The sequence below is a fragment of the Paenibacillus sp. FSL H7-0690 genome, assembly GCF_037980415.1.
Taxonomy (GTDB): Bacteria; Bacillota; Bacilli; order Paenibacillales; family Paenibacillaceae; genus Paenibacillus_AQ; species Paenibacillus_AQ odorifer.
This window is the reverse complement of sequence record NZ_CP150281.1, coordinates 1100280-1113031: the sequence shown is the minus strand read 5'-3', so window position 1 is coordinate 1113031 and position 12752 is coordinate 1100280. Positions and strand designations below refer to the sequence as shown.

Sequence of the window (12752 nt, the reverse complement as noted above, 5' to 3'; positions counted from 1 at the left end):
AAAGGCGCTCATTTTGGGCGCTTTTTACACCAATAGCGACTTTGGGGTCCGTTACCACTCCAAATGACGCTGTTTCGTGCTTTTAAGCTCATCTGAGTCCGATAGCGCCAAGCCGACCTTGTCTCACGGGGCTTTCGGACTCAAACGCTGCTGTTTCCTGCTTTTAAGCTCATCTGAGTCCGATCGTGCCGAGTTATCCTCATCCCCGTAGCTTTCGGACTCAGATGCCGCTATTCGTACATTATCCGCCTTTTGGGCGAATTTTCGGACTCCAGTGCAGCTATTGCCTAGAAAGGCGCTCATTTTGGGCGTTTTTCACACCAATAGCGGCTTTGGGGTCCGTTACAACTCCAAACGCCGCTGATTCCAGCTTTTAAAGTCATCTGAGTCCGATCGCGCCGCCCCCCTTATCTCCCCCGTAGCTTTCGGACCCAGATGACGCTATTCGCACATTTTTCGCCTATTGAGCGAAGTTCCGGACTCCAGTGCAGCTATTGCCTAAAAAGACGCACATTTCCGGGCATCCGCTACAATAAACCTCCTAAATAAACGCAAAAAAAGAGACGCCCCTAAGCCATTTTGGCTTTAGAGACGTCCCTTTGAGTATTAGTGACTGTAATTAAGCATACCAGCCCCATACGAAGATGAAGAGCGTACCGAATATCGTAACTAGACCAACGAATAAGGCATAGGCGATATTGATGTAAAGTTCTTTCTTGGTATCTGCTGATTCACCAATATGCATGAACAGGAAGAGCTGCAAGGAAGCCTGAATGAGGGCTGTAACAAGCAGGATAGCCATGTTCGCAGTGTTGGATAGATCAAGGTAGATTACAGCAAGTGCAGCCACAGAAAGGACAAGAGAGGCTAAGAAACCCATCACATGGCGAATTGGAAACAATTGCTTCATCATGCTACATCAGTCCTTTCAGATAGACGAAGCTGAAAATAAAGATCCAGACAACGTCCAAGAAATGCCAGTACAGCGAGAAGATAAAGGATTTATTGGCCGTAGCCGGATTAATACCTTGACGCTTCAACTGGATTAGAATAGCCGCACCCCACAGGAACCCGAACGATACGTGAGCTCCGTGTGTTCCCAGCAGTACAAAGAGACTGGATAGGAAACCACTGGTTTGAAGTGTAGCCCCTTCGTGAACATAAGTGACAAACTCCGTGATTTCAATACCAAGGAAGCCGAGGCCCATTAGAAGGGTTAGTCCGAAAAAGACCATCATGGCTTTTTGGTAACCATGCCGCATGGCATGAACTGCAAGACCAATCGTGAACGAACTTGTCAGCAGCAGCAATGTTTCGATCATTACTGGACCAATTTCGAAAAGATCCGGCCCGCTAGGGCCGCTGGCAAAACGGTCTACCATTACAAAATAAACAGTGAACAACGTAGCGAACAGTGCAATCTCCGCTCCTAGAAAAACCCAGAAGCCAAAGATTTTATTACTATTCTCTTCTGTTGAGTATTCAAGCGGCTTAGACGCATCTATTTTCATACTGTCTCACCCCGCAATTTCTTTTCAGTAGCAATAACTTCTTCTGCTGGGATGTAGAATCCGTGATCCCGATCAAAGGACATAGCAGCTAGAACAATGAGGATACCTACTCCAGAGAGGATCGCTGGAATCCAAAGACTGAAGACCAGAGAGAACCCTGCAATGAAGAAGATAACACCCAGAACAAATGGTTTTCCTGTGTTGCTAGGCATATGAATCTTAGTAATCTTATCTTCAAAAAGCGGTACTTTATCTTGTTTAGCAGACCAGTAAGCATCGCGTGTTTTTACATTTGGAACCACTGCGAAGTTGTAAGCTGGAATCGGGCTTTTCGTTGCCCATTCCAAAGTACGTGCATCCCACGGATCTCCATCAGTATCTCTTGGTTCGTAACGAGTACTCCAGTAAATGTTATAAACCAGGATTACAAATCCAATAGCGAGACCGATCGCACCTACGAATGAGACCATACTCAGCGGGCCAAATCCGGTATCCGCAGAATAGGTGTATTGTCGGCGGGTCATACCCTTAAGTCCGAGAATAAACAGCGGGAAGAACGATACGTTAAAGGAAATGATAATCCACCAGAAGGCATGCTTGCCAAGACGTTCATTCAGACGGAAACCGAATACTTTAGGGAACCAGTAATGGAACCCTGCGATAACGGCGAAGACCGCACCTGGAATAAGAACGTAGTGGAAATGGGCAACCAGGAACATCGTATTATGGTACTGGTAATCGGCACTGGCCATAGCCAACATGACACCTGTTACCCCACCAATCGTAAAGATCGGAATAAAGGCCAGGGTGTATAGCATAGGTGTCGTAAAGGTTATTCGCCCTTTTCGTAAGGTAAATAGCCAGTTAAATATTTTCACACCTGTTGGTACGGCAATGGCCATGGTTGTAATCGAGAAGAAGCTGTTAACCATAGCACCTTGACCCATTGTATAGAAATGGTGAGCCCATACTAGGAAGGACAAGAGGGAAATGATCAACATACTGAATACCATGGATGTATATCCATACAGGTTCTTTTTAGAGAAGGTGGCGATAATTTCACTATAAATACCGAATGCCGGTAAGACAACGATATATACTTCAGGGTGACCCCATACCCAGAACAGGTTGGCCCATAACATATCCATACCGCCATTGGCCATCGTAAAGAATTGAGAGCCGAACAACCGGTCGAACATCATCAACGCGAGTGCAACCGTAAGCACAGGGAATGCGAATACGATAATTACGTTGGTGATCAATACGGACCAAGTAAACATCGGCATTTTCATCAACTTCATGCCTGGTGCACGCATTTTCAGAATCGTTACAATAAAGTTAACGCCTGTGAGGAGCGTACCAATACCTGAAATTTGTAGTGCGAGCGAGTAATAGTTATTACCCACCGTTGGACTGAACTCTAAACTTGCTAGCGGGAAATATGCGGACCAACCAGCATCTGGCGATCCCCCGATAACAAACGAAATGTTAAGCAGCATAGCTCCAAAGAAGAAGAGCCAGAAGCTGACAGCATTCAGACGCGGGAAGGCAACGTCTCTAGCACCGATTTGCAGCGGAACGATAACATTCATCAGACCGATAATAAACGGCATGGCCATAAAAAGGATCATAATCAAGCCGTGTGTTGTAAATACCTCGTTGTAATGCTGTGCGTCAAGAAATTTCATGTCCGGGGCTGCTGTTTGCAGCTTCATCATAATAGCGTCAACGCCGCCGCGGAAAAGCATAAGCAATGCAGCGAGGATATACATAATCCCAATACGTTTGTGGTCAACAGTAGTCAACCATTCGCGCCATAAATATCCCCATTTTTTAAAATAGGTCAGGCCGACGATAATCCCGATTGTAGCCAGAACAATACTTGCCATAGCTCCGTATATCAGGGGTTCGCCGTGGACCTTAAATTTATCCCAATCCATTAGGAATCGCTCCTTTCAAGTTGTTCAATTAACATTGACTAGTGTCCGTCATGTGTTGTGCTCTCTTCTAATGGAGAACTAGGTGTCGGCTCATCCAGTTCTGGATTAGGCTCGGTGTTGAATTCCGTCTCGCTGGATGGTGCTGGAGTCGGGTGAATTTCTTTATTATCCTGATGCTCCATACTTCCGTTATCCGTATCCATTTCAGTGCCACCATTACTCATATGGTCACCATGGCTTCCCGGAGGCGGGCTAAAGGATAAGTGAGTATTCGTATACGTTTTACGTCCGACATGTTCCATTTCCAAAAGACCTTTAAATTCATCTTCCGTCAGTGGACCCGCCGTTTCTTTAACGTCTTTCACCCATTCCTGATAGTCCTTATCTGTCATCGCAAGTGTTTCAAACTCCATGTGGGCAAAACCCTTACCATTAAAGTTCGCATTTCTTCCGACATAAGAACCTACAGTATCAGCTGAAAGATGCAAGGTTGTGATCATGTCGCTCATCGCGTATTTTTGTCCTCCCAATTGTGGGATCCAAAGACTTGAGATCGTACCGAAAGAATACAATCTGAACTCTACAGCGCGGTGAACTGGAATGTTAACGTAGTTTACTGTTTCGATACCTTCTTCTGGGTAGCTGAAATGCCATTTCCAGTTAGAGGAGGAAGCATAAATTACAAGCGGTTTCTGATCTTTATAATCCGCTGCAACATTTTCTACATCTACTGTTGTTTTGACGGTGACTACGGAGAGGAATGCCACGATAATAATCGGAATGGTAATCCAGATAGCCTCCAGCCATTTGTTTCCTTCCTCGTGAGGAGGAATATAATCTTCGTTGCTTTTTTTAGCACGGTATTTCAAAAGCACAAAGACATATAAGATGTAGACAACTGCCAGAACGCCGAGCATCATAACAATGGAGAGAATGATCGTGTCAGATAAAGTTCTTGCAGCCGGCCCCTTCGGATTCAGAACAGCGATTGAACTGCATCCTGGCAAGAGTAAAATTAGGCTGAGAAATAAAGCGTATAACGGTCCCTTTTTGTTCATGCTTAAGCTCCTTCCTTCAATACTTCTTTTATTAACCCTCAACATTAACCTTAATATATAGTAAGAATTTATGGGGAAGAAAGCAAAAGACTTATTTTTCCATTTAGCCTAAAAAAGACCTTAATAATGGCGAACAAGTTAAATATGTGTGATCAATTTGTTACAAGTTTCTAATAGTATGATAAAGATCACTGTAACGGCGCTGTTTATGGGTTGAAAAATTCCGTTCAAACTTTGTTCAATAGTTTACTAAAGTTGCTAATTTAGACACATCTATTCTGCGCAAAACGGGGTGATTTTAACCATTTTTTGTTGATGCGCCAGTATTTAGCCGGAGTCGCGTGCTTTTTATGATTGTGGTTGAAATCACAGTTAACTTCTAAAAGGTAACAAATTATTCTGCTGGGGGTTACAATCTCTCAAATTTCATTCTATCAATGTATGATAAGGTAATAGACAAATATACATAGATAGGAGATTTTTGACGATGTCTTTAAAGAAAGTATGGCTATTATTAATCGTATTATTCATTGGTTCCGGATCAATACGAGCGATAGATTCAGTGAATGCAGCAGGTGCAGGCTCCCTTAGGTTAGGTGTGAACGATAAGTTAACAACTATTGAAGCAGTTTCGGTAAAAGATACCTATTACGTTCCTCTACGTGATCTATCACAGGAACTTAAGTTAACGCTAACTGGAGTGAGCGATGGGATAAAAGTTACAGGTCAGAACAGATCAATCAAACTGCTGAATGATCATGCAACAGCTACTCTAGGCGATGGAAAGACCATATCCATGAGTACATTTTTGAAAAACGGAAAAACAATGGTTCCACTGAAATTGACCTCTTATCTTGGTTTTGGAATTTCTTTTAAAGCAGATCAATATTTATTGCGTGTAAAAGATGGCTCGGCTACATTAGATGATGCAACATTTGTAAGTAAGTTTAAAAAGGAATTGAAGCCAACCGCAACTCCTGGAACTTCTACGCCAACTGTTGGGAAGCAAGGTAAGACCGTATACCTCACCTTTGATGATGGGCCAACGGCTACAACTTCTACATTGCTTGATATTTTGGCAAAATATGATGCGAAGGCAACTTTTTTCATGATCGGACCGAATATGAACCAGCATACTGCGCAAGTGAAACGGATTGCGAATGAAGGGCATGGTCTCGCATTGCATGGAATGACGCACCGGAAAGAGAAGTTTTATGCTTCACCTGCGGCTGCGCTGGGAGAGATGGATAACGATAATGCCATTTTGAAAAAGATTACAGGTCAAAGCACTACACTGATTCGTCCTCCTTATGGAAGCAAGCCTTATTTCACAAAGGCCTTTAGAGATAAAGTGCTGGCTCAAGGTTATCATCTGTGGGATTGGAACGTGGACTCAGAGGATTGGAAATACAAGGATGCTAGTACAACGATCTATAATTCGGTAATGAATCAGGTTCATAAGCTGCAGAAATCGCAGACCAATCCAGTGATTCTGATGCATGATCAAAAAGCTACACTTAAAGTACTTCCGCGTATCTTAGAGTCATTGAAAAAAGAAGGCTATACATTCCACGTCATTAGCTCAGATCTGAAACCTCTGAATTTCTGGAAGGATACACGCTGAGTTTTTTTGAAAAAATCAAGAGGGAATCCCAACAGCTGTGAACTAGCTGTTGGGATTCCCTCTTTTTTCAGGTCTTGAACTAAACACTAATTTTTGTTTAATCCGATCACATTCATGCTCCCGAGTTTTTCTATCGGACCCAGATGACCTTAATTGCTGGATTTGCCTCTGTTTCGGGTGCTATCGGACCACATAGCCGCTATTGGTGCAAAAAACACCAGTTATCAGTGTTTTCCACACCAGCTGCACTGGAGTCCGAAACTTTGCTACAAGGGCGATAAATGGGCAAATAGCGGCTGCTGTGTCCTAAACTTCGCTCCTATGGCGACAAATATGCGAATAGCGGCTACTGTGTAGTCCGAAACTCCACTCCCAAGCCACTAAATGAGCGAATGGCGTCTGCTGTGTCCGATAGCCTATGGGGATGAGTATGGGCCCACGCTATCGGACGCAGATGACCTTAATTGCTGGATTTAGCTATATTTCAGATGCTATCGGACCTCATAGCCGCTATTGGTGCAAAAAACACCAGTTATCAGTGTTTTCCACACCAATAGCTGCATTGGAGTCCGAAACTTTGCTCCTATGGCGATAATTGGGCAAATAGCGGCTACTGAGTCCTAAACTCCACTCCCAAGCCAATAAATGAGCGAATGGCGTCTGCTGTGTCCGCCAAACCAGTTAGAATGAGTATGAGCCCACGCTATCGGATCCAGATGACCTTAATTGCTGGATCTAGCTATATTTCGGATGCTATCGGACCTCATAGCCGCTATTGGTGCAATAACCACCAGTTACCAGTGTTTTCCACACCAATAGTTGCACTGGAGTCCGAAACTTTGCTACAAAGGCGATAAATGGGCAAATAGCGGCTACTGAGTCCTAAACTCCACTCCCAAGCCACAAAATGAGCGAATGGCGTCTGCTGTGTCCGCCAAACCAGTTGGGATGAGTATGAGTCCACGCATCGGACCCAGATGACCTTAATTGCTGGATTTAGCTATATTTCGGATGCTATCGGACCTCATAGCCGTTATTGGTGCAAAAAACACCAGTTATCAGCGTTTTCCACACCAATAGCTGCACTGGTGTCCGAAACTTCGCTACAAAGGCGATAAATGTGCAAATAGCGGCTACTGAATCCGATAGCATATGGGGATGGGTATGAGCCCACGCATCGGACCCAGATGACCTTAAACTGGGGAATATCAAGTAGACAGTGTGTTTGAAAAACTAGAGATCAGCCGGGAACACTAGGGTTACGGGTTACGGGTTACGGGTTACGAGGTACAGGGTACGAGGTACAGGGTACGAGCATACCGATCATCTCCAAGGTTTTTATTGTTTCCACGCCTCCGTCTTTCCACTAGTGTCGCTGGAGATCACATAGCATATGTTTGCCCGCAACTTGCTGGGACCAGCTTACGTCTATACGCTCCTGCTGCTGAGACCAGCTTACGTCTATACGGTCCTGACCTGCTGACCAACTTACATCTCTCCCCCCTGACCTGCTGAAACCAGCCTACGTCTATACGCTCCTGACCTACTGAGACCAATTTACATCCCTCCCCCTTGACCAACTGAGATCAGCTGGCTCGTACTTGTCCCAATCTACTATAACCACAAACAGCAGAGCAGCGATCTCCGTTACTGGAGAACCGCTGCTCTGCTGGTTTTAACAATATTATGAAGCCTATAGTTTGAAGCTGGACAATGTCTTTTGCAGATCTTCTGCGAGCACCGCTAAATACTGAGCTGAAGCCGACATTTCCTCCATTGCGGATAGTTGCTCCTGACTCGCTGCACTTGTGTCCTGAACACCTTCTGCACCTTTACTAGATATAACGTTGACCTGTTCCATAGCTGCTGCTACACCTTGTGATTCCATGGCTACATGAGCAACCGCTTCTCTAATTTCCGCTGTCTGTAAGGTAGCTTCTTTAATGGAAGTCTGAATCTCATGAAAAGCTTGAGATACCAGATGACTTTGAACTACGCCATTGGTGACTAGCTCAGTACCCAAAGCCATGGATTCTACTGCGCTTTCGGTTTGCTTTTGGATATGTGTAATAATATCTGTAACCCGCAAAGAACTATTTCTAGTTGCTTCCGCCAGATTACGAATTTCTCCAGCAACTACAGCAAATCCCCGTCCATGCTCACCGGCCCGTGCTGCTTCTATAGAAGCATTGAGCGCAAGCAGATTCGTCTGTGTAGCAATACCGTTAATCGTTGTAATAATTGTATTAATCTCTTGTGACAATGTCCCCAGATTAGAAACAATCTCCTGACTCTGAGTTACACTGAGGTCAATTTCCTTCATCTGCACAATGATTTGGTCTACAGCCTCTACTCCACGATCCGATGAACCGGAAACTACTCCCATTAGATCCGACATTTCATAGCTGCTGCCCTCTACGGCTGCAATATCATTGGTCATTGCTTTTATTGAACGTGTTGTACTGTTAATGCTCTCTGTCTGTTCATCAAATCCCGCAGCAATCTCTCCAGAAGATACAGCGATCATTTGTGAAGCCAATGAGGTCTGCTCAGCACTAGCGCTCATCTCTTCCGATGAAGCTGACAGCAGTTCTGCACTCTCTGCAATCCCTTGCATCATCTTCCGCAAGCCCTGCAGCATATTGTTAAATGAACTGTTAATTTGGCCGATCTCATCCTTGGCGGTATACGTTGCTACCACGGTCAAATCTCCATCTTCTGCCCGCTTCATTAGTCCTTGCAGTTCTTTAAGCGGTTTTGTTATCAATCGAATGATTGCAATACTAATCAAGATACAAATCACCCAAGCGAAAGTAATCATTATGGTATTGTTTACCCGCATGCTCTTAGCGGTTGCCATGGAACCTGAATTGTGTTCATCAGCATCTTTAAGCAAAGAATCACTAATTCCTTTAAGCAGGTTGATCATTTTTTCACGGGATTCGTTAAATTCGCCTGAAAATACTTTATAGGCCTCTTGATTATGATTACTATCAGCAATCTTTATAATGTTATCCCGCTGTGCACGATAATCTGGCAAAAAGGACTCATACTCTTTGATTTTACTTACAATAGCAGGATCATTATACTGAATCGCTTTCACCTTGTTCATAAGTTCATTATTATCTTGAACCTTCACTTGGATACTCTCAGAAAGTTCTTTGTTTTTGCTGGCATCAACGCTAATCAAACGCTCCAAAAGATAGGATTCAATAGCCCTATTATTCGTACGCATCTGCCCTACGTAAGAAACAGGCAATAAATTTTCATTATATGTCTCATTTGTCTTTTCGGCCATTTTGTTCATTGTGATGATGCCTATGCCCCCTACAGCATTCACCATAATTACTGCGAATACCAAAAGCAGCCCTATTTTGTATTTCACTTTCAAATTTTTCATCTACACTCCGCCTTCACATTATCTTATGATCTATCTATTTTTATCGGTCGGAAGGGCTAAGAGTTTGATGATTTTTTAAATATTGTGTCGAATAAAAGTATATATTGTCATAAAACGACTTTCCTCAAATAAAAAAGGGCGGGCACCCAATCCGCTATTACTCCGAATCCAAGTGTGCCCGCCTAATCAAACTTCCTCTTCCTTATTCTCCAGAGGTATAGTACCAGTACAAAGTATCACCATTCTGCAAAATATAACTGTCTGCACTGATGCTTGGATCCGCATCCCGGTTCGTTTTATACTTCCATCCGCTGCTTGGGCCTCCATCAAATTCAGCCAACCCGTCAATAGATTTCACGTAGATGCTTCCAGCGTTGCCGGATGATACTACCTTAGTCCCTAATTGACTGACTAGTAAGCTATAAGCCGTTTCGCCCTCTTTTAGAGCTACTGTTGTACTGGCTAGGATGGTTCCTTTCCGGCTATCTCCAATCACTGAGAGGGTAGCGGTAGCTTTTGCTGGAGCAATAACAGACGATCCGACAGTCAGAGACTGAGTATAACGCGCTACGCTCGGTACGCTATCTTTAGCATAACCGGTAACAGTTATTGTATAGCTATTTGCTGGGAGACCCCCATCAACAACAGCCATACCTTGTTCATTCGTGATTACCTTCTTATCACCAACCGAAACCTGCACACCTGCAGCCGGTGAGATAACCGGATCAGAAGTGAAGCTTTCCTGATTCCACACCCACTTTTTCTGTGAAACCTTTACAGTAAAAGCTTCATTAGCTTTTGGCTGTGGTGGGGTAAGCACCACAGCATCTACAACCTGTGTATTTTCTCCTGCATAATAGACAAGCACACGATCGGATTCCTGTAGTTCGAACGCATCCATACCCACACTTGGATATATCCACTCCCCGCCGCGTGATACCACGAAGCTCCACCATCCGTCGTAAGTACCTTGCGAAACTCCATGGATACCTGATACAAAGTTGCCATAAGACGATTTGGTGATATCTACTTTAAAATCATCGGTAGACCCTAGTTGTTGCAACGCTTCAAGGGCATTGGAGGCTTTCAAAGTCCCCTCACTAATCAACCCTTCCGGGCCTTCAACGGTTAGCGAAGCTGTTACATTCTTAGAAATCACTTTTAGAGCTTTTGTATATTTAGCAATCGTTGGGGCTTTGCCTTCACGGTAGCCAGTTACAGTCAGTGTATAGTCACCTGCGGGCATATTTCCTGAGAATACGGCCTCACCTTTAGCATTCGTCGTTACCTTGTGAGCTCCAATTTGGACCTGAACACCCGCAGCTTTTGCAGTTACAGGAGAGGAAGTATTCGTAGCAGCGTCCCATTTCCACGTCTTACTAGTTACAGTGACGGTAAAAGAATCGCCCTCTTTAAGATTTGCTTTGGAAAGCGTAACGGAATCCACAAGCTTAGTGTCGTCTCCGGCATAATAAACCAGTACCTGATCTGAATCTTTAAGTACAAAATCACTCATGCCTACATCGGGATTAATCCATTTTCCGTCACGCGATACAACATACATCCATCCGTCATAACCACCAAAGCTTCCAGCAGCAATACTTCCGATGCCAGTCACATAACTGCCCGAAGGATTCGTGATCGGCAAGTTCGTTTGAAGCGCCAGCTTCTCTAACGCTCCAAGTGCGTTGCCAGCATAGGCGTACCCTTGTGCCAACGTGGCCTGTGGTCCCTCAATCGTTACTGGAGCGTAGATGAGTGAACTCTGAATGGAGGATTTGGAAAAATCGTATAGCTTACTGTTGCTTCCTTTATACAGCAAATTATAGGCAACCAGCGCCTGAAGCCCTTGCTCTGTCGCCAGAATATTACTGCTTCCACCACGGCTATGGGTGAAGCTACCATCAGCTAGACGATAGCTGAGCAGGTTCTCCATTAGATCCACTTTGTTTTTGGTGTATTCTAATCCACTAGGATCAACTCCGAAGGATGTGAGTCCAAGGATTGCTTGTGCGCTACTTTCAGCACTGTCACCGTAACCCCCATGGCTATCTTGAGCTGCAGATAACCAAGCTACGGCTTGTAGCCCTGCTAAGTAGGCTTCGGGATTATTTTTATGTGCCGCCAGAGCCGTCAAGGTTATCGCTGTCATATCAGGCTCACTTGCGCCTGAGGTTAGTGCAAAGCCCCCATCCGGATTCTGTTTGGAGAGAATCTCCGTAAGGAGCTTATCCGCCGTCCATTTCGCGTCACTTGGGATATTATATTTACCAGAATCCAGCGCAAGTAAAGCATATACCGGATTATTAAGCGTCTGTTCACTGAGCTTGCTATTATTATAAATTTTCTCAATCAGATTATAGCCAGGAGTCGTTCCGTTACCAGCAAAGCTAGTAGGATCTGCACCAATCGCTCTCACTGCGAGCACGATTCGAGCATAATCGGTTACATTGGTGAAATCGCCAGCTGCATCCTTTACTTTTTTCTCAAGCTCTGAAAGGTAACTAGCCGGCAGCTTGTACCCTGCTTGCGCTAATCCAATGGCTTGCCAATCCGATTGCACGCCACCTTTCAAGAGATATTCTGCAGCCGCATAAGTCGCATCCGCAACATTAATCCGCTCCGCAGCAGTTGCCTCCAGACCGGCGCCAGCGCCCGCTTCTGCAAATATTTGTCCCGCCGGAGCAAGAGATGTTCCTAGAATTGAAATGACCATGAATAAAGCCAGCCCAAGTGCTACAAACTTGGAAGACATGATTTTCTTCATTGTTTAACCTCTTTCTGTATAAGAATGGGTACTGCCGGGAATAAGACGCATAACATAAAGACCGCCCCTTTGGAGGGCGGTCAGGGAAGATTACAAATTGAGGCTGCGGCGCTTGCTTCCTGCCAACAGTCCATCTGTATATGTTCCACATTCTTACCCCACGAAGAATAGAAACGCTCACGAAAAAGGCAGGTCTCCTGGCTAATGCTTCATCGCTGTTCTTCACCTTCCCACCCTACCTTCGGGGCAGTGGCTTATAGAAGAAACGCTCCGCACATACAGTGGCGGGACCGCGCCGGACTCTTGCACCGGACTTCCCTTTTAAGCAGACGACTAGATTGATAGAGTCTGCACCTTTTCCAGTATGTAGTATCTTATTTTGACATCCATAATCATATCTATTAATACATAGCATGTCTATAGAAAAGCTTAGTATGGGCAGCAAAAAAATG

At 44.6% G+C, this 12752-nt stretch carries 7 protein-coding genes and 1 riboswitch; of the genes, 1 reads left to right on the top strand and 6 read right to left on the bottom strand.

The window, feature by feature from the left end; genetic code table 11:
- Window positions 1-619 precede the first annotated feature (619 nt).
- Genes qoxD through qoxA form a run of 4 tightly spaced genes read right to left on the bottom strand, consistent with a single transcriptional unit; the run spans window position 620 to window position 4509 of the window.
- Entirely contained in the window at window positions 620-910 is a 291-nt protein-coding gene (gene qoxD, locus MHI32_RS04880; protein WP_036680878.1) for a cytochrome aa3 quinol oxidase subunit IV, read from the bottom strand.
- A gap of 4 nt (window positions 911-914) precedes the next feature.
- Complete coding sequence (gene qoxC, locus MHI32_RS04875) at window positions 915-1511, bottom strand: cytochrome aa3 quinol oxidase subunit III (RefSeq protein ID WP_042124373.1); 597 nt, start codon at window positions 1509-1511, stop codon at window positions 915-917.
- A complete protein-coding gene (qoxB, locus tag MHI32_RS04870) occupies window positions 1508-3451 on the bottom strand; it encodes a cytochrome aa3 quinol oxidase subunit I (RefSeq protein WP_076129582.1) in 1944 nt (647 codons plus the stop codon). Before qoxB ends, qoxC begins: the two co-directional genes overlap by 4 nt.
- A 38-nt stretch (window positions 3452-3489) precedes the next feature.
- Window positions 3490-4509 (bottom strand): cytochrome aa3 quinol oxidase subunit II, encoded by a 1020-nt coding sequence (gene qoxA / locus MHI32_RS04865; RefSeq protein ID WP_036680822.1) that lies wholly within the window; start codon window positions 4507-4509, stop codon window positions 3490-3492.
- 487 nt (window positions 4510-4996) lie between these two features.
- Between qoxA and MHI32_RS04860 the strand changes: the two genes are divergently transcribed.
- Entirely contained in the window at window positions 4997-6133 is a 1137-nt protein-coding gene (locus tag MHI32_RS04860; RefSeq protein ID WP_076129583.1) for a polysaccharide deacetylase, read from the top strand.
- A gap of 1693 nt (window positions 6134-7826) precedes the next feature.
- On the opposite strand, the gene MHI32_RS04855 is transcribed toward MHI32_RS04860, so the two are convergent.
- Window positions 7827-9533: a methyl-accepting chemotaxis protein gene (locus MHI32_RS04855; RefSeq protein ID WP_076276826.1), complete on the bottom strand. Its 1707-nt coding sequence runs from the start codon at window positions 9531-9533 to the stop codon at window positions 7827-7829.
- A gap of 202 nt (window positions 9534-9735) precedes the next feature.
- On the bottom strand, window positions 9736-12300 hold the full coding sequence (locus MHI32_RS04850) for a DUF4430 domain-containing protein (protein ID WP_340011981.1): 2565 nt from the start codon (window positions 12298-12300) through the stop codon (window positions 9736-9738).
- A 169-nt stretch (window positions 12301-12469) separates the two neighbouring features.
- Window positions 12470-12673: riboswitch (cobalamin riboswitch) on the bottom strand.
- Window positions 12674-12752: the final 79 nt, after the last annotated feature.